Source organism: Cryptosporangium sp. NPDC051539 (assembly GCF_044454545.1).
Classification (GTDB): Bacteria; Actinomycetota; Actinomycetes; order Mycobacteriales; family Cryptosporangiaceae; genus Cryptosporangium.
In genome coordinates this window covers 414,174-440,536 of sequence record NZ_JBITDV010000009.1, presented here as the reverse complement: position 1 = coordinate 440,536, position 26,363 = coordinate 414,174, and the positions used below count along the sequence as shown (strand labels likewise).

Here is a 26,363-nt window from a genome sequence, read left to right as displayed (position 1 = left end):
GTCAGGTAGGCCACCGGGACGCCGGCTGCCTGCTCGAACGTCCACTCGTCGGGGAGCGGGACCAGCAAGGCGTCGGAGCTCAGCGCGACCGGCCCGAACGAGCCGTCGATCAGCCCGGCCACCCGGTCACCCGGCCGGAAGCCGGTCACCTCCGACCCCACCTCCAGCACGACGCCGGACGCCTCGCCGCCCATCGCACCGACCAGATCCTGGTACCAGCCCAACGCACCCAGCGAATCCAGCACGTCACGGAAGTTCAACCCCGCGGCCCGCACCGACACCCGCACCTGGTGCGGGGTGAGCGGCTCCAGCACCTGCGGGCAGGGCAGGAACTCCAACGACTCCAGGCTGCCCTTGTTCCGGCTGCCCAGCCGCCACGGCGTGCCGTCGGACGGTGGGAGCAACCCGCCCAGCGGCAGCAGCCGGGGTGCCAGCAGGGTGCCGGCCCGCACCGCTACCTGCGGCTCGTCCACCGCGAGCACAGCCGGCAACCGCGCCGCCGTCTCGTCGGGCCGATCCGTGTCCACGAGCAGGATCCGGCCCGGGTTCTCCGCCTGCGCCGACCGGACCAGCCCCCACACGGCCGCCCCGACGACGTCCACGGGCTCGGCCGCGTTCACCGCGACCGCGCCCCGGCTGACCAGGACCAGCCGATCGGCGTCGGGGTCGGCGAGGAACTCCTGCACCAGGCCCAGCACCCGTGCGGTCTCCGCCTTGACCGCGGCGGGAACGTCTGCTGCGGCTCCGCCGCCGATCCGGACATACGGAAGGTCCGCGATGTCGCCGGGCGCCGTGTCCTGCTCCGGAAGCGGTGTCCAGCGGAGCGAGTACACCGAGTCCGGGGAGGTCGCGGGCGTGAGCCGCTCGTCCGGGATCGGGCGGAGCACCAGCCCGCCGGCGGTCAAGACGGCGTTCCCGGCGGGGTCGGTGACCCGGAGCGCCACCGTGTCCGCGCCGGACGCCTCCAGCCGCACCCGCAGCGTCGTGGCGCCGGTGGCGTACAGCACCACGTCCCGCCAGGAGTACGGCAGCGGTCCACCGGCTTCCAGCCCGACCATCGAGGTCGCGTGCAGCGCGGCGTCCAGCAGCGCCGGGTGGATCGTGAAGGTGGCGCTGGTGACGCTGCTCTGCTCCGGGAGGAGCACCTCGGCGAACACGGTGCCCGCCGCGTCCCGCCAGGCGGCACGCAGGCCCTGGAACATCGGACCGTACTCCAGGCCACCGGCGGCGAGCTGCTCGTAAACGCTGCCCACCGTGATCGCGTCCGCGTCGGCCGGTGGCCAGACGTGGTCGGCGCGCGGGGCTCCCGGACTTCCCGGGCTCAGCGTGCCGGTGGCGTGCAGCGTCCACGGCGCTTCGTCGCCGGACTCGGCCGCGCGCCCGTAGATGCTGATCTCCCGGTGCCCGTGGTCGTCGGCCGGATCGGCCGCACCGACCACTACCTGCACGGCGACGCCGTCCTGCTCGTTCAGGAGCAGCGGGGTGGTGAGCGTCAGCTCCCGGACGACGTCGCAGCCGACCTGGTCGCCGGCGCGCAGAGCCAGCTCGAGCAGCCCGGTGCCGGGGAACAGGACTGCGCCGCCGACCCGGTGGTCGGCCAGCCACGGGTGGGAGGTGAGCGAGACCCGGCCGGTCAGCAGTGTGCCGCCGCCGTCGGCGAGCGCGACCGCGGCGCCCAGGATCGGGTGTTTCGCCGCGCGCTGGCCCAGGCTGCGCAGGTCGCCGGTCCGCGACGCGGTGGGCCAGTAGTTCCGGTGCTGGAACGCGTACGTCGGCAGATCGATCCGGTTCGCGACCGGCAACACCGCCGCCCAATCGACGTCCACGCCGACCACGTGCAGCCGGGCCACCGCTTCGAACAACGTCTCCGGCTCGTCCCGGCCGGCGCGCATCGTCGGCACACCGTTCTCCACCAGCGCCGAAAGCACCGCGTCCGGCCCCACCTCGAGCGTGAGCGCATCCCCGAGCTCCGCGGCGATCTCGGCGAACCGCACCGGACGACGCACCTGCTGAACCCAATACTCCGGATCCGTGGCGTCACCACCCACCAGCACAAACGGAATGGTGGGCTCCCGGTAGGCCACCGTCGCCGCGACCGCCCGGAACTCCTCCAGCATCGGATCCATCAACGCCGAATGAAACGCATGCGACACCGCCAACCGCCGCGACCGCACCCCCAACGCCGCCACAACCTCCTCCACCGCCGACGCCACCCCGGAAAGCACCACCGACTCCGGACCATTCACCGCCCCGATCGCCATACCGTCCACCAGCAACGGCAGAACGTCCGCCTCCGAGGCGGCCACCGCCACCATCACGCCACCCGCCGGAAGGGCTTGCATCAACTCCGCCCGGGCTCCGACCAACCGGCAGGCGTCCTCCAGCGACCACACACCCGCCACGTAGGCCGCAGCCAGCTCACCGATCGAATGACCCGCCACCGCCGACGGCGTCACACCCCAGGACCCGAGGAGCCGGAACAGCGCCACCTCCACCGCGAAAATCAGCCGCTGCGCCCACCCCGTCTCCTCCACCGCAGCCGTGGAGAGCGCCGAACGATCCAGACCGAAGCCCGCCAGCACCTCATCCAACGCCCCCGCGAACACCGGGAACCGCTCCGCCAGCGCCAACCCCATCCCCAGCCGCTGCGACCCCTGACCCGTGAACACCATCACCGGCTGCGCCGCATCGACCACCTCACCCACGACCGGCCCCGGACGGCCCTCCGCCAACAACTCCAAACCGGAAGCCAACTCCCCGACCGACGAAGCCACCACCACCGCACGGTGCTCGAACGCCGAACGACTCGCAGCCGCCCACGCCACCTGCGCCAGACCCGGGCCCGTCTCCGCCACGAACGCGGCCAACCGCCGAGCCTGCCCGACCAGAGCCGCCGAAGTCCGCGCCGAAACCACCACCGGCAACACACCGGACACGTCCAGCTGCCCCGGCGCGACTGCCGCGGCGGGCTGGGACGGGGCGGCGGGCGGTTCCTCCAGGATCAGGTGCGCGTTCGTACCCGAGATCCCGAACGACGAGACACCCGCCCGCCGCGGACGCCCGTTCGGCGCCCACGGCCGCGCCGACGTCAACAGTTCCACCGCACCGGCCGACCAGTCCACGTGCGACGTCGGCGCGTCCACGTGCAGCGTCGAGGGCAGCAGCCCGTGGCGCATCGCCAGCACCATCTTGATCACACCCGCGACCCCGGCCGCGGCCTGCGAGTGCCCGATGTTCGACTTCACCGACCCCAGCCACAGCGGATCCCCGGACCGCGAAGCACCGTACGTCGCCAGCAACGCCTGCGCCTCGATCGGATCACCCAACGTCGTCCCGGTCCCGTGACCCTCGACCGCATCCACCTCGGACGGCGACAGCCCCGCCGACGCCAGCGCCGCGCGGATCACCCGCTGCTGCGACGGACCGTTCGGCGCCGTCAGACCGTTCGACGCACCGTCCTGGTTCACCGCCGAACCGCGCATCACCGCCAGCACCTCGTGGCCGTTGCGGTGCGCGTCGGACAACCGCTCCAGCACGAGCATGCCGACGCCTTCCGACCAGCTGACGCCGTCGGCGGCGTCGGCGAAGGACTTGCTCCGCCCGTCGCCGGCGAGCCCACCCTGCGCGCTGAAGTCGACGAAGAGCCCCGGCTGGAACATCACGGTGACGCCACCGGCCAGCGCCAGATCGCACTCGCCGTTCCGCAGTGCCTGCGCGGCCAGGTGCATCGCGACCAGCGACGACGAACACGCCGTGTCCACCGACACGGCGGGTCCCTCCAGACCCAGCGTGTAGGCCAGCCGTCCGGTGACGACGCTGCCCGCGGTTCCGGTGTTGCGGAAGCTCATGACGTCCAGCGGGAAGTCGGCTCCGCTCCCGTAGTCGTGGTACATGACGCCGGCGAACACCCCGGTCCGGCTCCCGCGCAGCGACACCGGGTCGATACCGGCCCGCTCCAGCGTCTCCCACGACACCTCCAGCAGCAGACGCTGCTGCGGGTCCATCGCCAGCGCCTCCCGCGGCGAGACGCCGAAGAACCCCGCGTCGAACTCCCCCGCCTCGTGCAGGAACCCCCCTTCACGCGCATACGACGTGCCCCGGCTGTCCCGGTCCGGCGAGTACAGACCGGCCAGGTCCCAGCCCCGGGTCGTCGGGAACGGCGTGATGCCGTCCTCGCCGTCGGCCAGCATCCGCCACAGGTCCTCCGGTGAGGACACCCCGCCGGGGTAGCGGCAGGCCATGCCGACGAGCACGATCGGGTCGTCGGTCGTGACGGTCGGCACCGTCGGCGCCGGTACGTCGTCGACCTCACCCAGCAGTTGACCGAGCATGTATTCGGCCAGCCGCTGCGGGGTCGGGTAGTCGAAGATCAACGTGGCGGTCAGCCGCAGCCCGGTGGCCGCGTTGATCCGGTTACGCAGCTCGATCGCGGTCAGCGAGTCGAAGCCCAGCTCGCGGAACTCCCGCCGGCCTTCGATGGTGTCCAGGTCGGCGTGTCCGAGCGCCGCCGCGGCCTGGTTGCGCACCAGCGTGGTCACGAATCGCAGTTGCTCGATCGGGGCCAGCCCGGTCAGCTGCGTCACCAGGCCGGCGTAGGGGCCGTCCGCCGCGCCGGCCGCGGCGGTCCGCCGGGGGAGCGCCGACGTCCGGACCAACGTGCGGAACAGCGGCGGAACGTCGACGGCTCCGGACGGCAGGTTCACCACCAGGGGCGCGACCAGCGGTTCGTCGCTGCCGATCGCCGCGTCGAACAGGTGCAGGCCGGTGCCGGTCTCGATCGGCGGGAGCGCCGAGGCGGTCGACCGCCGGTCCGCACCGGCGGTGAACGCGGTTTCCTTGGCCCACAGCCCCCACGTCAGCGACAACCCCGGGAGCCCCAGACGACGACGCTCGTGCATCAACGCGTCCACCGCCGCGTTCGCCGCCGCGTAGTTGCCCTGACCCGGGTTGCCCAGCAAACCCGCCAACGACGAGAACACCACCATCGGGACGTCACCGGCCAGCTCGTGCAGGTGCCGCGCGCCCTCCACCTTCGGCCCGAACACTCCCGCCAGACGCTCCGGCGTCAGCGCCGGGATCGTCCCGTCGTCCAGCACACCCGCCGCGTGCACCACCGCATCCACCGGATGCGCGGCCAGCAACGCCGCTACCTGCTCCCGGTCGGACACGTCACAGGCCACGATCCGGACGCCGGGCAACGCGGCCAGTTCCGCCGCACCGGGCGCGTCCGGGCCCCGGCGGCTGGTCAGCACCACGCCCGAGACACCCGGGGACCCCAGCACGTGCCGGGCCAACTCACCACCGAGCCCACCGGTGCCACCGGTGATCAGCACCGTGCCGCCCCACGGCCGCGGCACCGTCAACACGATCTTCCCGGTGTGCTTGGCCTGACTCATGAAACGGAACGCGTCCCGCGCGCGCCGGACGTCGAACGTCGTGACCGGCAGCGGCTGGAGGACTCCGGCCACGAACAGGGGCAGCAGTTCGTCCAGCATTTCCCGGATGGCGTCCGGTCCGGTGTCCACGATGTCGAACCAGTGGTAGCCGATGCCCGGGAACGCGGCGGCGTCGCGGATGTCGGCCTTACCCATCTCGACGAACCACCCGCCGGGCCGCAGCAGGGCGGCGGACGCGTCGATGAACTCGCCGGTGAGGCTGTTGAGCACCACGTCGACGGCGGGGAACGTGTCGGCGAAGTCCAGATTCCGGGACGACGCGATGTGATCGTCGTCCAGGCCGAGACCGCGCAGCACGTGCCACTTGGGCTCACCGGCCGTGGCGTAGACCTCGGCGCCCAACTGTTGGGCCAGCTGGATCGCCGCCATGCCGACACCACCCGCGCCGGCGTGGATCAGCACCTTCTGCCCCGGGACCGGCCGAGCCAGGCGGGTCAGGCCGTAGTACGCGGTCAGGAACGCCACCGGCACGGTCGCGGCTTGCTCGAAGCTCCACTCGTCCGGAACGGGGAGTACCACCGACTCGCTGCTCACCGCGAGCGGTCCGAAGCCGCCGTCGGTCAGCGCCGCCACCCGGTCGCCGGGGCGCACGCGCGTCACGTCGTCGCCGACCTCCAGGACGACGCCGGCGGCCTCCCCGCCCATCACGCCGACCCGGTCCTGGTACCAGCCGAGCGCTCCCAGCGAGTCGAGCACGTCCCGGAAGTTCAGCCCGGACGCGCGGACGCCGATCCGCACCTGACTTCCGGTCAGCGGTTCGGTGACCTCCGGGCACGGCAGCAGCTCCAGCGCGTCCAGGCTGCCTTTCTCGCGGCTGCCCAGGCGCCAGGCCGGTCCGGCGGGCGGTACCAGGCCACCGCCGGAGCCGAGCGTCACCAGCCGGGGGGCCAGCACGGTCCCGCCCCGGACCGCGGCCTGCGACTCGCCGCTCGCCAGCACGGCGGGCAGCACGGAGAGCGGCGCGGACTCGTCCGGGTCGACGTCGACCAGCAGGAACCGGCCCGGGTTCTCGCTCTGCGCCGAGCGCACCAGCCCCCAGATCGCGGCGCGCCCGGCGTCCACCGGCTCGTGGCGATCGACCGCGACGCCGCCGCGGGTGACCAGGACGAGGCGGGAGGTGCCGTAGCGCTCGTCGGCGAGGAACGCCTGGAGTAGCCGGAGTGCCGAAGCGGCGTCACCGGCTTCGGTCACCAGCAGGCCGGCCGGCTCGGGCAGCTCGCCCTCCGCCGCGACCGCGACGTCCAGGTCGGCCACCGCGTCGATCGGGGACTCGAGCAGTGGAGCCTCGACCCAGTCCAGGCGCAGCAGCTCACCCGGGCGGCGAGCCGTCCGCTGCTCGGTGCCGACGGTGCGGAAGGCCAGCGACTCGGCCACGAACACCGGTGCGCCTTCGACGTCCACCGCCTCGACCCGGATGGTGTCCCGCCCCGCCAGGGCCAGCCGTACCCGCAGCGCCGACGCCCCGGTGGCGTGGAGGCTCACGCCACTCCAGGCGAACGGCAGCCGGCCGGTCCGATCGAGGGCGGCCCCGGTCGGGCCGGGCTCGTCGAGAGCGAGGAACGAGACGGCGTGCAGGGCGGCGTCCAGCGCGGCGGGGTGGATGGCGAAGCCCGCACCGCCACCGAAGTCGTCCTCCGGCAGCACCACTTCGGCGAAGACCGTGCCCTCGGCGTCGCGCCAGGCGGCGCGCAGGCCCTGGAACATCGGGCCGTAGCCCAGGCCACCGGCGGCCAGCCGCTGGTACATCCCGTCCAGCGTGAGGGCCTCCGCGCCGGTGGGCGGCCAGGCCGGGAGGGCCGGGCCGGTGCTGGGCGCGGGTGAGATCCGGCCGCCGGCGTGGCGGGTCCAGGGCGTGTCGGAGCCGTCGGGGCGGGAGTGGATGCCCAGTGTGCGGGCTCCCGCCGCGTCGGGTTCGCCGACGATCATCTGCAGCCGGACGTCGCCCGACTCCGGCACGACCAGCGGAACTTCCAGCGTCAACTCGTCGACCCGCCCGCAGCCCACCTCGTCGCCGGCGCGGATGGCCAGCTCGAGCAGGCCGGTGCCGGGGAAGATCAGGACGCCGCCGACCCGGTGGTCGGCCAGCCAGGAGTGGGTCGCCAGCGAGATCCGGCCGGTGAACACCATTCCGTCGAGGTCCGCGAGGTCGACGGCCGCCCCGAGGATCGGGTGGCCGGCTGCGGTCTGGCCCAGACCGCGGGCGTCGCCGATGCGCGATCCGGTCGGCCAGTAGTTCCGGTGCCGGAACGCGTACGTCGGCAGATCGATCCGGTTCGCAGCCGGCAACACCGCCGCCCAATCGACGTCCACGCCGACCACGTGCAGCCGGGCCACCGCTTCGAACAACGTCTCCGGCTCGTCGCGGCCGGCGCGCATCGCCGGCACACCGTTCTCCACCAGCGCCGCGAGCACCGCGTCCGGCCCCACCTCGAGTACCGGCGCCTCACCGAACCCCGCAGCGATCTCGGCGAACCGCACCGGACGACGCACCTGCTGAACCCAATACTCCGGATCCGTGGCGTCACCACCCACCAGGACCAGCGGCACCCCCGGCTCCCGGTAACTCACCGTCGCCGCGACCGCCCGGAACTCCTCCAGCATCGGATCCATCAACGCCGAATGAAACGCATGCGACACCGCCAACCGCCGCGACCGCACCCCCAGAGCCGCCACAACCTCCTCGACCGCCGCCGCCACACCGGACAGCACCACCGACTCCGGACCATTCACCGCCCCGATCGCCATACCGTCCACCAGCAACGGCAGAACGTCCGCCTCCGAGGCGGCCACCGCCACCATCACGCCACCCGCCGGAAGGGCTTGCATCAACTCCGCCCGCGCCTCCACCAGGGCACACGCGTCCTCCAACGACCACACACCCGCCACGAACGCGGCGGCCAACTCACCGATCGAATGACCCGCCACCGCCGACGGCGTCACACCCCACGAGGCCAGCAACCGGAACAGCGCGACCTCCACCGCGAAAATCAGCCGCTGCGCCCACCCCGTCTCCTCCACCGCAGCCGTGGAGAGCGCCGAACGATCCAGACCGAAGCCCGCCAGCACCTCGTCCAACGCCCCCGCGAACACCGGGAACCGCTCCGCCAGCGCCAACCCCATCCCCAGCCGCTGCGACCCCTGACCCGTGAACACCATCACCGGCTGCGCCGCATCGACCACCTCACCCACGACCGGCCCCGGACGGCCCTCCGCCAACAACTCCAAACCGGAAGCCAACTCCCCGACCGACGAAGCCACCACCACCGCACGGTGTTCCAGCGCCGACCGGGTCAGCGCCGCCGAGCGCGCCAGGTCGGTCAGCGCCGGACGCGTCTCCTCCAGGAACGAGCGCAGTGCCTCCGCCTGGGCCGGCAACGCCGCGGAGGTCCGCGCCGAGAGCAGCACCGGCAGGGCTCCGGACGGCGACTCCGGGACAACCGGCACCTCCGGGGCGGCCGGCGCTTCCTCCAGGATCAGGTGCGCGTTCGTACCCGAGATCCCGAACGACGAGACACCCGCCCGCCGCGGATGCCCGTTCGGCGCCCACGGCCGCGCCGACGTCAACAACTCCACCGCACCGGCCGACCAGTCCACGTGCGACGTCGGCGCGTCCACGTGCAGCGTCGACGGCAGCACCCCGTGGCGCATCGCCTGAACCATCTTGATCACACCCGCGACCCCGGCCGCGGCCTGGGAGTGCCCGATGTTCGACTTGATCGACCCCAGCCACAACGGATCCCCGGAACGCGAAGCACCGTACGTCGCCAGCAACGCCTGCGCCTCGATCGGATCACCCAACGTCGTCCCGGTCCCGTGACCCTCGACCGCGTCCACCTCGGACGGCGACAGCCCCGCCGACGCCAGCGCCGCACGGATCACCCGCTGCTGCGACGGACCGTTCGGCGCCGTCAGACCATTGGACGCACCGTCCTGATTCACCGCCGAACCACGCACCACCGCCAGCACCCGATGACCGTTGCGCTCGGCGTCCGACTGGCGCTCCAGCACCAGCATCCCGACGCCTTCCGACCAGGTGGTGCCGTCGGCCGCATCGGCGAACGACTTGCTCCGCCCGTCACCGGCCAGGCCGCCCTGGGCGCCGAAGTCGATGAACGCGCCCGGACCGGCCATCACGGTCACGCCACCGGCCAGCGCCAGATCGCACTCGCCGTTCCGCAGCGCCTGCGCGGCCAGATGCATCGCGACCAGCGACGACGAACACGCCGTGTCCACCGAGACCGCCGGCCCCTCCAGACCCAGCAGGTAAGAGATCCGGCCGGTGGCGACGCTGTTCGCGGTGCCGGTACCCCGGAAACTCATGACCTCGCGCGAGAACTGGGCGCCGACGCCGTAACTCTGGTGCATGAGGCCCGCGAAGACGCCGGTCCGGCTGCCGCGCAGCGACCCGGGGTCGATACCGGCCCGCTCCAACGCTTCCCAGGACACCTCCAGCAGCTGACGCTGCTGCGGGTCCATCGCCAGGGCCTCCCGGGGGGAGATCCGGAAGAACCCGGCGTCGAACTCACCGGCGTCGTGCAGGAACCCGCCGTGGCCGCTCTGCAGTAACCAGCCGCGGGTGGTGGGCAGCCCGGTGATGCCGTCGCGGCCGTCGGAGACCAGCTGCCAGAGATCCTCGGGAGACGTGACGCCCCCGGGGTAGCGGCACGCCATCGCGACGATGACGATCGGGTCGGTCGCGGTGTCGGCGACGGTGGCCGAGGTCGGGGCCGGCACCGGGGCCGTCGCGCCGACCAGCTCTTCCAGCAGGTGATCGGCGAGCACGCGGGGGCTCGGGTAGTCGAAGATCAGCGTCGCCGGCAGTTGCAGCCCGGTCGCGGTGGCGACCCGGTTACGCAGCTCGATCGCGGTGAGCGAGTCGAAGCCGAGCTCGCGGAACTCGCGCCGGGTCTCGATCGTGTCCGGCCCGGTGTGGCCGAGCACCGCGGCGGCCTGCGTCCGCACGAGCGTCGTCAGGAACCGCAGTTGTTCCGCCGGTGCCAGTGCGGTCAGCTGGGTGATCAGGCTGGCGTAGGGGCCGCCGGCCGAACCGGCCGCCGCCGCCCGCCGGGTGACGCCGACCGGGCGTACCAGCTCGGAGAAGAGCGGCGGCACGACCGACGTTCCGGCAGGCACCCTCACCACGAGTGGTGCGACCAGGGCCTCGTCGCTGCCGATCGCGGTGTCGAACAGCCGCAGGGCGGTAGGCGTGTCGATCGGGGGCAGGCCGGAGGCCGCGAGCCGGCGCAGATGCGCTTCGCCCAGACCGGCGGTGAACTCGGTCTCCTGCGCCCACATGCCCCAGGTCAGCGACAGTCCGGGCAGGCCCAGCCGCTGCCGTTGGTGCATGAGCGCGTCGAGTCCCGCGTTGGCCGCGGCGTAGTTGCCCTGGCCCGGAGTGCCCAGCAAGCCGGCGATCGACGAGAACACGACGAGCGGCGCGTCCTCGACCAGCTCGTGCAGGTGCGAGGCGGCATCGAGCTTCGGGCGGAACACGGTTTCGAGCCGCTCGGGGGTCAGCGATTCGATCGTTCCGTCGTCCAGGACACCCGCGGCGTGCACGACGACGTCCACCGGGTGCGCGGCCAGCAGCGCGACGACGGCTTCCCGATCGGCCAGATCGCAGGCCACGACGTCGACGCGGGCACCCGACGCGGTCAGTTCGTCGCGCAGCGCCTCGGCGCCCGGCGCGGCCGGACCACGCCGGCTGACCAGCACCAGCCGGCGCATTCCCCGGGCGTTGACCAGGTGCCGGGCGAGCGTGCTGCCCAGTCCTCCGGTGCCGCCGGTGATCAGCACCGTGTCGTCGACATCCCAGGAGCGGGGAATCGTGAGCACGATCTTGCCGGTGTGCCTGGCCTGGCTCATGTAGCGGAACGCGTCCCGGGCCCGGCGCACGTCGAACGTGGTCACCGGCAACGGCTGCAGCACCCCGGCCCGGAACAGCGCGGTCAGTTCGCCGAACATCTCCCGGATCGCGTCCGGCCCGGCGGTCATGACGTCGAACCAGCGGTAGTCGACGTCGGGGAGCGTCGCGGCGTCGCGGATGTCGGTCTTGCCCATCTCGACGAACCGGCCGCCCGGGCGCAGCAGTCCGGCCGACGCGTCGATGAACTCGCCGGTGAGGCTGTTGAGGACCACGTCCATCCCGGCGGGGAACCGGGTGGCGAAGTCCAGCGTCCGGGAGGACGCGATGTGGTCGTCCGGGAGACCCAGGCCGCGCAGCACGTCCCACTTCGACTCGCCGGCGGTGGCGTAGACGTCCGCGCCGAGGTGCTGGGCCAGCTGGATCGCGGCCATGCCGACCCCGCCGGTACCGGCGTGGACGAGCACGGTTTCGCCGGGACCCAGGTCGGCGAGGCGGCGCAGCGCGTAGTACGCGGTCAGGAAGACCACCGGAACGCCTGCCGCCTGCTCGAACGTCCACTCCTCGGGAATCGGCAGCAGCAGCGGTTCACTGCTGACCGCCACCGGCCCGAATCCGGCCTCGGTCAACGCGACCACCCGGTCGCCCGGCCGCACGTCGGTGACGTCCGGGCCGACGTCGAGCACGACGCCCGCGGCCTCGCCACCGAGGCCACCGGCCTGATCCTGGAACCAGCCGAGCGCGTTGAGGGCGTTCAGGACGTCGCGGAAGTTCAGGCCGGTCGCCCGGACCGCGATCCGGACCTGCCGGTCGGTGAGCGGCTCGGCGACCTGCGGGCAGGGCACCAGTTCGAGCCCGTCGAGGCTGCCCTCTGCGCGCCCGGCCAGCCGCCACGGAGTCGCGCCGGGCGGGGGCACCAGACCGCCACCGGCGCCGAGCGTCTCCAGGCGAGGCACCAGCACGGTGCCGCGCCGGACCGCGGCCTGGTCCGTTCCGGCAGCGATCACCGCGGGGAGGACGGAGAGCGGCGCGGATTCCTCGGCCTCGACGTCGACCAGCAGGATCCGTCCGGGGTTCTCGCTCTGCGCCGCACGGATCAGCCCCCAGGCCGCCGCGACGGCGACGTTGACCGGTGCGCTCGGCTCGACCGCGACTCCCCGCCGGGTGACCAGCGCGAGCCGCGACCGCGTGTACCGGTCGTCGGCCAGGAAGGTACGCAGCAGCGCGAGCACGCCGCCGCACACCACCGACGGGTCGCACGAATCGTCGGCTTCCGCGACGAGCAGGTCGGCCGGTCGCCCGTCGACCGGCTCGGGCAGCACACCGTCGGCGGCGACGAGGCCGACCTGGAGGTCGGCGACCGCGTCGATCGGCGAACCGAGAAGCGGCGCTTCCACCCAGCTGAGCCGGAGCAATTCGTCGGGACGGCCGGTTCCGGCGGCGGCGAGCTGGTCGGAGCTGACCGCGCGCAGCACCAGCGACTCGGCCGCGAACACCGGTTCACCGGTGACGTCGACAGCCGCGATCTGCACCGCGTCCGATCCGGCCCGGGAGAGGCGTACGCGCAGCACCGAGGCGCCGGTGGCGTAGAGGCTGACGCCGTTCCAGGCGAACGGCAACCGGCCGCCCCCGGAGGCGTCGAGGCCGACCAGCGGCACGGCGTGCAGTGCGGCGTCGAGCGCTGCCGGGTGCAGGCCGTAGAGCGCCGCGTCGTCCACCTGCTCGGGGACCAGCACCTCGGCGTAGACCGCTCCGTCGCTGCCCCGCCAGGCGGCGTGCAGCCCGCGGAACGTGGGGCCGTAGCTCAGGCCGCCGCGCGCGAGGTCGGCGTAGAGGTCGGTGACGTCGATCGCCTCGGCGTCGGGTGGCGGCCAGGCCTCGGCGGTGAAGTGGGCGGCCGGGCGGGCGGTGCCGAGCACACCGCCGGCGTGCCGGATCCACGGTTGGTCCGAGCCGTCCCGCCGGGAGTGCAGCGTGACGCTCCGGCTCCCGGCGTCGTTCGGCTCTCCGACGACGACCTGCAGCCGCACGTCGCCGGAGTCGGGAACGACCAGCGGGATCTCGAGCGTGAGCTCCTCGATCCGGTGGCAGCCGACCTGGTCACCGGCCCGGACGGCCAGCTCGAGCAGGCCGGTGCCGGGGAACAGGATCGTGTCGCCGACGCGGTGGTCGGCCAGCCACGGGTGCGAGCCGAGCGAGACCCGGCCGGTCAGGACGACGCCGTCGAGGTCGGCCAGGTCCACGGCCGCCCCGAGGATCGGGTGACCGGCGGCGGTGAGGCCGAGGCCGCGGGCGTCGCCGGGGCGGGTGCCGGTCGGCCAGTAGTGCTGGTGCTGGAAGGCGTAGGTGGGCAGCTCGACCCGGTTCGCCGCCGGGAGGAACGGCGTCCAGTCCACGCCGACGCCGAGGACGTGCAGCCGGGCCAGCGCGTGCAGGAGCGTCGTCTCCTCGTCGCGGCCGGCGCGCATCGCCGGCACACCGTTCTCGACCAGCGCCGAAAGCACCGCGTCCGGCCCCACCTCGAGCGTGAGCGCATCCCCGAGCTCAGCGGCGATCTCAGCGAACCGCACCGGACGACGCACCTGCTGAACCCAGTACTCCGGATCCGTGGCGTCACCACCCACCAACACCAACGGAAGGGTGGGCTCCCGGTAGGTCACCGTGGCCGCGACCGCCCGGAACTCCTCCAGCATCGGATCCATCAACGGCGAATGAAACGCGTGCGACACCGCCAACCGCCGCGACCGCACCCCCAGCACCTCGACGATCTCCTCGACCGCCGCCGCCACGCCGGAAAGCACCACCGACTCCGGACCGTTCACCGCCGCGACCGCGACGCCCTCGACCAGCAACGGCACCACGTCCGCCTCGGACGCCGCCACCGCCACCATGAGGCCACCCGCCGGAAGCGCCTGCATCAACTCCGCCCGCGCTCCCACCAACCGGCAGGCGTCCTCCAGCGACCACACACCCGCGACGTAGGCCGCGGCCAGCTCACCGATCGAATGACCGGCCACGACCGACGGCGTCACGCCCACCAGCCGGAACAGCGCGACCTCGACCGCGAAAATCAGCCGCTGCGCCCACCCGGTGTCCTGGAGCGGAGCCTCCGACAGGGCCGAACGATCCAGACCGAACCCGGCCAGCACCTCGTCCAGTGCCTCGGCGAACGCCGGGTAGCGGGCCGCGAGCGCCAGCCCCATCCCGGGCCGCTGCGACCCCTGGCCGGTGAACACCATCGCCACCGTGGTGGTCTCCAGCGCCTCGCCGACGATCGGCAGCGCCTCGAGCCCCGCCACCAGCTCGTCCGGATCGGACGCCACCACGACCGCGCGGTGCTCGAACACCGAACGGGCCGCCGCCGCCAGCGCGACCTCGGCCACCCCGGCGGAGCCGCCGGAGACGAATGCGCTCACCCGGCGCGCCTGCCCGTGCAGCGCCTCCGCGGTCCGCGCCGACAGCAGCACCGGAAGCGGGCGGCCGGCCGGTGCGACCGGTGCCGGTTGCGGTGCCGCGGGCGGCTCCTCGAGGATCAGGTGCGCGTTCGTCCCCGAGATGCCGAACGACGACACGCCGGCCCGCCGTGGGTGCCCGTTCCGCGTCCACTGCCGGTTCTCGGTCAGCAGTTCGACCGCGCCCGCCGACCAGTCCACGTGCGTCGACGGCGTGTCCACGTGCAACGTCTTCGGCAGCAGGTCGTGGCGCAGCGCCAGCACCATCTTGATGACTCCGGCGACGCCGCCCGCCGCCTGGGTGTGACCGAGATTCGACTTGATCGAACCGAGCCACAGCGGCTCGTCCCGGTCGGCGCCGTAGGTTTCCAGCAACGCCTGCGCCTCGATCGGGTCGCCGAGCGTCGTCCCGGTGCCGTGGCCCTCGACGACGTCCACGTCCGACGGCGCCAGGGCCGCCGAGGCCAGCGCCTGGCGGATGACCCGCTGCTGCGACGGCCCGTTGGGAGCGGTGAGCCCGTTGGAGGCGCCGTCCTGGTTGACCGCCGAACCGCGGAGCACGGCGAGCACCTGGTGGCCGTTGCGCTGGGCGTCCGAGAGACGTTCGAGCAGCACCATCCCGACGCCCTCGGACCAGCTGACGCCGTCGGCCGCGTCGGCGAAAGACTTGGACCGGCCGTCGGAGGCCAGCCCGCCCTGGGCGTTGAAGTCCAGGAAAACGCCGGGTGTGGCCATGACCGTGACGCCGCCGGCCAGTGCCAGCGTGCACTCGCCACCACGCAGGGCCTGCGCCGCCAGGTGCATCGCGACCAGCGACGACGAGCACGCGGTGTCGACCGTCACGGCCGGGCCCTCGAGCCCGAGCGTGTAGGAGATCCGGCCGGAGAGCACCGAGGCCGCACTGCCGGTGGCCAGGAAGTTCATCGCCTCGCGGGGCAGCTCCACGCTGGCGCCGTAGTCGTGGTACATGATCCCGGCGTAAACGCCGGTCCGGCTGCCGCGCAGCTGCGCGGGATCGATCCCGGCCCGCTCCAGTACCTCCCAGGAGACCTCCAGCAGTTGACGCTGCTGCGGGTCCATCGCCAGCGCCTCGCGCGGCGACACCCCGAAGAAGCCGGCGTCGAACTCCCCCGCGTCGTGCAGGAAGCCCCCTTCACGCACGTAGTCGGCGGCGCCCGCCGTCCCGTCCGGCTGATACTTCGTCAGGCGGTCCCAGCCGCGCTGGGTCGGAAACGGGGTGATGCCGTCCCGGCCGTCGACGAGCAGCTGCCAGAGGTCCTCCGGCGACGTGACGCCGCCGGGGTAACGGCAGGCCATCCCGACGATCGCGATCGGCTCGTCGGTGGCGATCGTCGTCACCGGCGGGGGCACGTCCACCTGGACGTCGGAGAGCCGGGTGAGCACGTGTTCGACCAGCCGCTGCGGGGTCGGGTAGTCGAACACCAGCGTGGCGGGCAGCCGGAGGCCGGTCACGGTGTTCAGCTGGTTGCGCAGCTCCACCGCGGTCAGCGAGTCGAAGCCCAGCTCGCGGAACTCGCGGTGGGTCGCGACGCTCTCCGGGCTGGCCTGCCCGAGGACGGCAGCGATCTGCGCGCGCACGAGGTCGAGTACCACGACCGCGCGCTCGGCCGATCCGAGGGGGGCCAGCCGCGCGGCCAGCACCGACCCGTCCCCGGCTCCGGCGGCGGCCCGGCGGCGGGTGCGCACCAGGCCGCGGAGCAGGTGCGGCACCTCGGGCAGACCGCGCAGCGCCGCCGCGTCGAACCGGATCGCGGCCACGACCGGCTGGTCCTGGCGTACGGCCGCGTCGAACAGCGCGACACCGCGCTCGGGCGGCAGCGCCGGGATGCCGGCCCGCGCCATCCGCCGGGTGTCGGCCTCGGCCAGGCCGGCGGTCATGCCCGCGCCCAGCGCCCACGGTCCCCAGAGGATCGACACCCCCGGAAGGCCCTCGGCCCGCCGGTAGCCGGCCAGCGCGTCCAGGTAGGCGTTCGCCGCGGCGTAGTTGCCCTGGCCGGCCGCGCCGAACGTGCCCGCGACCGACGAGAACAGCACGAACGCCGCGAGCGGCATCCCCGCCGTCAGCTCGTGCAGGTGCCGGGCGCCGTCGACCTTCGGCCGCAGTGCCGTCTCCAGCCGGTCGGGCGTCAGCGACGCGAACATGCCGTCGTCGAGCAGGCCGGCCGCGTGCAGGACGCCGGAGAGGACGACGCCGTCGAGCAGCCGCGCCACCGCGTTCCGGTCGGACACGTCACAGGCCACGACGTCGACACGCGCGCCGAGCCCGGTGAGCTCGTCACGCAGTGCACGCGCACCCGGGGCGTCCAACCCTCGACGGCTGGTCAAGACCAAATGCTCGACGCCGTACGACGAGACGAGGTGCCGGGCGAACACCGCGCCGAGGCCCCCGGTGCCACCCGTGATCAGCACCGGGCCGCCGCTGAAGTCCACTTCCCCGGAGACGACGTCGGCCGTCCGCGCGAGCCGGGGCACCCAGAGTGCCCCGTCCCGGACCGCGACCTCCGGCTCACCGGACGCCGCCACCTCGGCCAGCACCGCGGGATCCGGCTCCGGGCAATCCACCAGCACCAGCCGGCCGGGGTGCTCGGCCTGCGCGGCACGCACCAGGCCCCACACCGCCGCCGCGTCCGGATCGTCGTTCGCCGACGGCCCGACCGCACCGGCCGTCACCACCAGGAGACGGCCATCCACGCTCCGCTCGTCGGCCAGCCAACCTTGGACAGCGGCCAGCGTCCGACCCACTGCCAGCCGCACATCACCGCCGCCCACCCGGACGAACCCCACTCCTGGGGATCCCACAGCACCATCCGTGACCTCCCTGACCTCGGTTGTGGCAGCGGCGCCGGGGCGAACGGCCAGCTCCGCCCAGTCGACCTGGAACAGCCCGTCACGCGAGGATCCGCCACCGGCCCCCGGGTGCTCCTCGGCGAACGGGCGCATCACCAGCGACCGGACCGAGAGCACCGGCGCGCCGGTGGGGTCGGCCGCCTCGATCGCGACCTCTTCCGGACCGACCTTGGTCAGCCGGGCGCGCAGCGTCGCCGCGCCCCCGGCGTGCAGGCTGACGCCACCCCAGGAGAACGGCAGCCGGCCGCGTGTCGAGTCGAGGCCGATCTGGGCGGTCGCCTGGATCACCGCGTCGAGGACGGCCGGGTGCAGCCCGTACGCGGCCGCGTCGTGGACCTGCTCGGGCAGCGACACCTCGGCGAAGACCGCGCCGGCGGAGTCCCGCCAGGCGCGCTGCAGACCCCGGAACGCCGGACCCATCACCAGCTCGCCGTCGACCGGCGCGGCGGAACGGTCGCCCAGGTCCAGCTCGACGGCGCCCGGCGGCGGCCAGGCGGCCGCGTCGAAAGCTCCGGCGGCTCCGGGCCCGTCCGGCGCCAGTACGCCGCCGGCGTGCTGCACCCAGGGCTCGTCGTCGGTCGCGGCGGCGTGGCGCGAGTAGACGCTCACGCTGCGGCGGCCACCCTCGTCCGGTGCCCCGACCCACACCTGGATCACGGCGGCGTCGTCCGGCCGCAGCGCCAGCGGTGTGGTCAGCGTCAGTTCCTCGACCCGGTCGCAGCCGACCTGATCGCCCGCGCGCAGGGCGAGCTCCAGGAAGCCGGTCCCCGGGAACAGCGCGACACCGTCGACCGCGTGGTCGGACAGCCAGCCCTGGAGGCGGGGAGACAACCGGCCGGTCAGCACCGCGCCGTCCGCCGCGGCCAGTGCGACCGTGGCGCCCAGCAGCGGGTGGCCGGCCTCGGTCAGCCCCGCTGCGGCGAGGTTCGCCGCCCGGGAGTTCAGGCTGTCGGGCCAGAAGTGCCGGTGCTGGAAGGCGTACGTGGGCAGGTCGATCCGGCGGGCCCCGGCGCCGTCGAGCACTGCGGCGATGTCGACCGCGACGCCCCGGACGTGCAGCCGGGCCACGGCGTCGATGCTGGCGCTGTGCTCGTCGCGGTTGCTGCGCAGCACCGGGACGGCCAGCACGTCCGAGCCGCTGTCCGGCAGGTTCGCGCTGACCAGGCCGGCCAGCACGGCGTCCGGACCGACCTCGACGAACGTGTCCGTACCGGCGGCGAGCAGCTCGCTGACCACGGTGGCGAACCGCACCGGGCGGCGGACCTGCTGGACCCAGTACTCGGGATCGGTCACGTCGCCGCCGGCCACCACGACCGGGATCTCCGGGCGGCGATACGTCAGCGTCGTGGCCACCGCACGGAAGTCGTCGAGCATCGGCTCCATCAGGGGCGAGTGGAACGCGTGCGAGACCCGCAACGCCCGGCGCTGCCCGTCGACCCGGGCGGCCACCTCGGCGACGGCGTCGGCCCGGCCGGAGAGCACCACCGAGTCGGGCGCGTTGACCGCGGCGATGCACACCTCGTCGGCGCGCCCGGCCAGGAGCGGCGCGACCTCGGCCTCGCCGGCGCGCACCGCGATCATCGCGCCGCCGGCCGGCAACGCCTCCATCAGCCGGGCCCGCGCGGCGACCAGCGCGCACGCGTCCGCCAACGACCAGACTCCGGCCACGTACGCCGCGGCCAGTTCGCCGATCGAGTGGCCGGCGACCGCGTCCGGGGTGATCCCCCACGAGCGGAGCAGCCGGTACAGGGCGACCTCGACGGCGAACAGGAGCGGCTGCGCCCATCCGGTCCGGTCGACCAGGTCGGTCGGGCCGCGGAAGAGCATCTCCCGCACCGGCCGGTCGAAGAGCGGGTCGCCGCTGCGGGCCAGGTGCCGGTCGAGCTCGACGCAGACCTCTTCCAGCGCGCGGGCGAAAACCGGATGCCGGCCGGCCAGCGACTGACCCATCGCGATCCGCTGCGCCCCCTGGCCGCTGAACAGCAGCGCGACCCGGTGATCCGCGGTGGCCGTGCCGCTCACCACACCGGCCGCCGGTCGGCCGTCGACCAGCGCGGAAAGCCCGGCGGAGAGCCCGAACGCATCGTCGGCGAGTACGACCGCGCGGTGCTCGAACAGCGATCGGGTGACCGCGGTGGAGAGCGCGACGTCGGGTACCCGCACCTCACGTTCCTCCAGCAGCCGCAGCAGCCGGGCGGCCTGGTGGACCAGCGCATCGGCGTCGCGGGCGGAGAGCGCGACCGGAACCGGGCCGGCGACCGGCTCCGGTTCGGCGCGCACCTCGTCGAGCTGCGGGGCCTGCTCGAGGATGACGTGGGCGTTCGTACCGGAGATACCGAACGACGAGACGCCGGCCCGGCGCGGATGTCCGTTGCGCTTCCACAGCACCGGCTCGGTGAGCAGCCGGACGGCTCCGGAGGACCAGTCCACGTGCGAGGTCGGCGCGTCCACCCCGAGTGTCTTGGGCAGCAGCCCGTGGCGCATCGCCAGCACCATCTTGATGACGCCGGCGACGCCGGCCGCCGCCTGGGTGTGGCCGATGTTGGACTTGATCGAGCCGAGCCAGAGCGGCGTCTCGCGGTCGGCGCCGTACGTGGCGAGCAGGGCCTGCGCCTCGATCGGATCGCCGAGGGTCGTACCGGTGCCGTGCCCCTCGACCACGTCGACGTCGGACGGCGCCAGGGCGGCCACCGCGAGCGCGCGCCGGACGAGCCGCTGCTGCGCGGGGCCGTTCGGTGCGGTCAGCCCGTTGGAGGCCCCGTCCTGGTTGACGGCCGAGCCGCGGAGCAGCGCGAGCACCTGGTGTCCGTTGCGCTGCGCGTCCGACAGCCGTTCGAGTACGAGCACACCGACGCCTTCGCCCCAGGCGGTGCCGTCGGCGGCGTCGGCGAAGGGCTTGCACCGTCCGTCGGCGGCGAGGCCGCCCTGCGCGCTGAAATCGATGAACACGCCCGGGTTGGACAGGACAGTCACGCCACCGGCCAGCGCGAGGGAACACTCGCCGCCGCGGAGGGCCTGCGCGGCCAGATGCATCGCGACCAGCGACGACGAGCAGGCCGTGTCGACCGTGACGGCCGGCCCTTCCAGCCCGAACAGGTAGGAGATGCGACCGGAGAGGACGCTGCCGGCGGTACCGGTGCCCATGAAGCTCATCGAGTCGACCGGCAGCGCAACGCTGGTGCCGTAGTCGTGATAGGTGACGCCGGCGAACACACCGGTCTGGCTGCCCCGCAGCGACGTCGGATCGAGACCGGTGCGCTCCAGGGCCTCCCACGAGGTCTCCAGCAGCAGCCGCTGCTGCGGGTCCATCGCGAGCGCCTCCCGGGGGGAGACGCCGAAGAAGCCCGCGTCGAACTCGGCCGCGTCGTGCAGGAAGCCGCCTTCGCGCACGTAGCTGGTGCCGCGCCCGGCGCGGTCGGGGTTGTAGAGCGCGTCGAGGTCCCACCCGCGCGCGGTCGGGAACGGTGTGATGCCGTCCTCGCCGTCCGAGAGCATGCGCCAGAGGTCGTCAGGGCTGCGGACGCCACCCGGGAAGCGGCAGGCCATCCCGACGATCGCGATCGGGTCCGTGCTCGTCGCGCTGGTGGCCACCGGGGTGGGCGGGGCGTCGGTGGTGCTGAGCAGCTCCGCGAGCAGTTGGTCGGCCAGCCGCTGCGGGGTCGGGTAGTCGAACACCAGCGTGGCGGGCAGCCGGAGGCCGGTCGCGGTGTTCAAGCGGTTGCGCAGTTCCACCGCGGTCAGCGAGTCGAAGCCCAGCTCGCGGAATTCGCGTCCGGCGTGCAGCCCGGCCGGCGACGCGTGCCCGAGCACGAACGCGGCTTCGGCGCGCACGAGGTCGAGCAGTGTGCGGGCCCGTTCGGCCGGAGCGAGGCCGAGCAGACGGCGCAGCAGCGTGCCGTTGGAGGCGGCCCGGCGGCGGGTGCGCACCAGGCCCCGAAGCAGATGCGGCACCACCGGCAAGCCCCGCAACGCCGCTCCGTCGAACCGGATCGCCGCGACCACCGGCCGATCCTGGCCCAGGGCCGCATCGAACAACGCCAGCCCTCGCTCCGGCGACAACGCCGGAATACCCGCCCGCGACATCCGCCGGGTGTCAGCCTCCGCGAGCCCGGCGGTCATGCCCGCGTCCAGCGCCCACGGCCCCCACAACACCGAGAGACCCGGCAGTCCCTCGGCCCGCCGATCCGCCGCCAACGCGTCCAGATAGGCGTTCGCCGCGGCGTAGTTGCCCTGCCCCGCCGCCCCGAAGGTCCCTGCCACCGACGAGAACATCACGAACGCGGCCAGCGGCATACCGGCAGTCAGCTCGTGCAGATGCCGGGCCCCGTCGGCCTTCGGCCGCAGGGCCGTGTCGAGCCGGTCCACCGTCAGCGACCCGAACACTCCGTCGTCGAGCACACCGGCCGCGTGCACCACACCCGACAACTCGACGCCGTCGAGCAACCGGGCCACCGCGGCCCGATCCGACACGTCGCACGCCACCACGTCGGCCCGCGCGCCCAGCCCCACCAACTCGGCCCGCAACTCCCGCGCACCCGGAGCCTCCAACCCCCGGCGACTCGTCAAAATCACGTGCTCGACGCCGTACGACACCACCAGATGCCGCGCGAACAACGCGCCCAGACCACCGGTACCCCCGGTGATCAAGACCGCACCGGCTCCGAAGCTCACACTTGCGCCAGCGTCAGCCGCCGCGGCCGCCCGCACCAGCCGGGGCACCCACAACGCCCCGTCCCGTACCGCCACCTCCGGCTCACCACACGCCACCACCTCGGCCAGCACCACCGAGTCCGGCTCCACACAATCGACCAGCACCAACCGGCCCGGATGTTCCGCCTGCGCCGCGCGCACCAGGCCCCACACCGCCGCGCCCGCCGGATCACCCACCCCGGACGGCCCCACCGCGCCGGACGTCACCACCAGGAGTGGGGAGTCGGCCGGCCGTTCGCCGGCCAGCCAGTCCTGCACGGCGGCGAGCGCCTGCCCGGTCGCGGCGCGAACGTCGCCGCTGATCCGCACGAACCCCCCGGCCGGCGGCGCGCCCGCGCCGTCGGCCGGGGCCACCTCCACACCGCCGGTGACATCGACGACCTCGGTGGCCCGGTCGCCGACCGAGCCACCGCCCAGCACCACCCAGTCGACGTGGAACAGCCCGTCGTCGTCCGCGGCACCGGACTCGGCCGGCACCGTGTCGGCCACCGGCCGCAGCCGTACCGCGCGGGCCGAGAGCACCGGTTGCCCGGCGGCGTCGACGGCGGCCAGCGACACCGTGTCGGCGCCGGTACGGGTGAGCCTCACCCGCAGCGCGGTGGCGGCGACGGCGTGCAGAGTGACGTCGTGCCAGGCTCCGACCAGCCCGGACGGCCGGAGGTAAGTGGTGGCGTGCAGGGCCGCGTCCAGCAGCGCGGGATGGAGACCGAACCGAGCAGCGGCGGGATGGGTCCGGGGCAGGCTGACCTCGGCGTAGATCGTGTCGTCCGACGCCCGCCAGACGGCCTGGAGCCCTTGGAAGGCGGCCCCGTAGCCGAGGCCCGCGTCGGCCAGTTCGTCGTAGACACCGGCGACGTCGATCGGCGTGCCGTCGGCCGGCGGCCAGGCCCCGGCGCCGAAGGGCTCGGCACCGAAGGGCTCAGCACCGGGAGGCTCGGAGCCGTGCGGCTCGGTGCCGCCGGGCTCGACCCGGTCGCCGCGGGTGAGACGGCCGCGCGCGTGCAGGGTCCACGGCCGCTCGTCCTCGACTCCGGCCGGGCGCGCATGGATGCTCAGCTCGCGGGCGCCGTGCTCGTCCGCCGCACCGGCGGAGACCTGGACGACCACGCTGGTCCGCTCGTCCAGCACCAGCGGGGCGGCGAGCGTCAGCTCTTCGACGCGGTCGCAGCCGACCTGATCGCCCGCGCGGATCGCCAGCTCCAGGAAGGCGCTGCCGGGGAAGACGGCGGCGTCACCGACGCGGTGGTCGGCCAGCCACGGATGGGTGACGAGCGAGACCCGCCCGGTGAGCACGACGCCCGACGGGTCCGCGAGATCGACGGCGGCGGCGAGCAAGGGGTGCCGGGCCTCGGTGAGACCGGCGGCGGCCAGGTTCCCGACCTGGCCGGAGGTGTCGGGCCAGAACCGCTGCCGCTGGAACGCGTACGTGGGCAGATCGATCCGGTTCGCGGCCGGGAGGAAGCCGGACCAGTCCACGTCGGCACCGGACACGTGCAGCCGGGACAGCGCCTCCAGCAGCGTCGTTCGCTCGTCCCGGCCGGCGCGCATCGCCGGCACACCGTTCTCCACCAGCGCCGAAAGCACCGCATCCGGCCCCACCTCGAGCGTCAGAGCATCCCCGAACTCCGCCGCGATCTCAGCGAACCGCACCGGACGACGCACCTGCTGAACCCAATACTCCGGATCCGTAGCGTCACCACCCACCAACACCAACGGAACCGACGGCTCCCGATACGCCACCGTGGCCGCGACCGCCCGGAAGCCCTCCAGCATCGGATCCATCAACGCCGAATGAAACGCGTGCGACACCGCCAACCGCCGCGACCGCACCCCCAACGCCGCAACGACCTCGTCGACCGCGGCTGCCACACCGGACAGCACCACCGACTCCGGACCGTTCACCGCCGCGACCGCGACACCGTCCACCAGCAACGGCACCACATCTGCCTCGGACGCGGCCACCGCCACCATCACGCCACCCGGCGGAAGCGCCTGCATCAACTCCGCCCGCGCCCCCACCAACCGGCAGGCGTCCTCCAACGACCACACACCCGCGACATACGCCGCGGCCAACTCACCGATCGAATGCCCCGCCACCATCGACGGCGTCACGCCCAAGAGCCGGAACAGCGCCACTTCCACCGCGAAAATCAGGCGCTGCGCCCAACCGGTCTCCTCCACCGGGGCCGTCGAAAGCGCCGAACGATCCAGACCGAACCCCGCCAGCACCTCGTCCAACGCCGCCGCGAACACCGGGAACCGCTCCGCCAGTGCCAGACCCATCCCCAGCCGCTGCGAACCCTGACCCGTGAACACCATCGCCACGCGGGCCTGCCGCTGAGCGGTACCGACCAGGACGGCGGGGCTCGGCTGCCCGTCGGACAACGCGTCCAGACCGGCGAGCAACTCGTCCGGACCGGACGCGAGCACGACCGCCCGGTGCTCGAACAGCGCCCGTGTCGCCGCCGACACCGCCACGTCGTCCACGGACGACGGCGCGCGACCCACCGACGCGCGCAGTGCGCGCGCCTGCCCGGCGAGCGCGTCCGCGGTGCGCGCCGACAACACGACCGGTACCGGACCGGCGGCCCCGGAGCCGGGCGGCACGGGTGTCGCGGGCTGGACCAGAACCGCCGGTCGTTCCTCCAGCACGACGTGCGCGTTGGTCCCGGACAGACCGAACGACGAGATACCGGCCCGGCGCGGGTGCCCGTCCGCCGTCCAGGGCTGGGCCTCCGTCAGCAGCCGCACCGCCCCGGAACCCCACGCCACCTGCGACGACGGCGCGTCCACGTGCAACGTCCGGGGTAGGACGCCGTGCCGCATCGCCAGCACCATCTTGATGACGCCGGCCACCCCGGCCGCTGCCTGCGTGTGACCGAGGTTCGACTTGACCGAGCCCAGCCAGAGGGGCCGCTCCCGGTCCGCGCCGTACGTCGCCAGTAGCGCCTGCGCTTCGATCGGATCACCGAGCCGGGTGCCCGTGCCGTGTCCCTCGACGGCGTCCACCGCGGCGGGCGACAGACCGGCCGAGGCCAGGGCGGCGCGGATCACCCGCTGCTGCGACGGGCCGTTCGGCGCGGTCAGGCCGTTGGACGCTCCGTCCTGGTTGACCGCCGAGCCCCGGATCAGCGCCAGCACCTGGTGACCGTTGCGCTGCGCGTCCGACAGGCGTTCCAGCACGAGCATGCCGACGCCCTCGGACCAGCCGGTGCCGTCGGCGGCGTCGGCGTACGACTTGCACCGGCCATCGGCGGCCAGGCCACCCTGTTTGCTGAACTCGACGAAAGCCCCGGCGGTCGACATGATCGTCACGCCGCCGGCCACCGCCAGCGTGCACTCGCGAGCGCGCAGGGCCTGGACGGCGTGGTGCAGGGCGACGAGCGAGGACGAGCAGGCGGTGTCGACGGTGACCGCCGGGCCCTCCAGGCCGAAGACGTACGACAGCCGGCCGGACGCGGCACCGGCCCCCATCCCGGTGCCGAGCGTGCCGTCCAGGTCGTCCAGCGAGTGGACCATCAGGTACGAGTAGTCCTGGCCGCTCATGCCGACGAAGACGCCGGTCGCGCTGCCGCGCAGGGCGGCCGGGTCGAGGCCGCCGCGCTCGAACGCCTCCCAGGTGACCTCGAGCAGCAGCCGCTGCTGCGGATCCATCGCCATCGCTTCGCGCGGGGAGATGCCGAAGAAGTCCGCGTCGAAGTCGGTCGCGTGCGCGACGAAACCGCCACGGTGCACGTCGGTGCGGCCACGACCGTCGGGGTCGCTCCCGGCGAGCCGGGACAGGTCCCAGCCCCGGTCGGTGGGGAAGCCCGAGATCGCATCGGCTCCCTCGTCCAGCAGGTGCCAGAGCTCCTCCGGCGAGCTGACGCCGCCGGGGAACCGGCAGGCCATCGACGTGATGGCGATCGGCTCCGAGGCGTCGCTGACCAGCTGGCGGTTCTGCCTGCGGAGCCGTTCGGTCTCCTTCAGCGACGTTCGAAGCGCGTCCACGACCTGGTCAGCTGGCGTCGTCAT

The 26,363-nt window shown here is 73.6% G+C and carries 1 protein-coding gene (only partly in view); it reads right to left on the bottom strand.

Features of this window, described 5'->3' with window-relative positions; all coding sequences use genetic code 11:
* Window positions 1-26,363 carry part of the coding region annotated (locus ACIBZJ_RS28410; RefSeq protein WP_395934837.1) for an SDR family NAD(P)-dependent oxidoreductase on the bottom strand (this coding region is incomplete at its 3' end). 7,140 nt of the annotated region lie to the left of the window's left edge, so 26,363 of the 33,503 annotated nt are shown.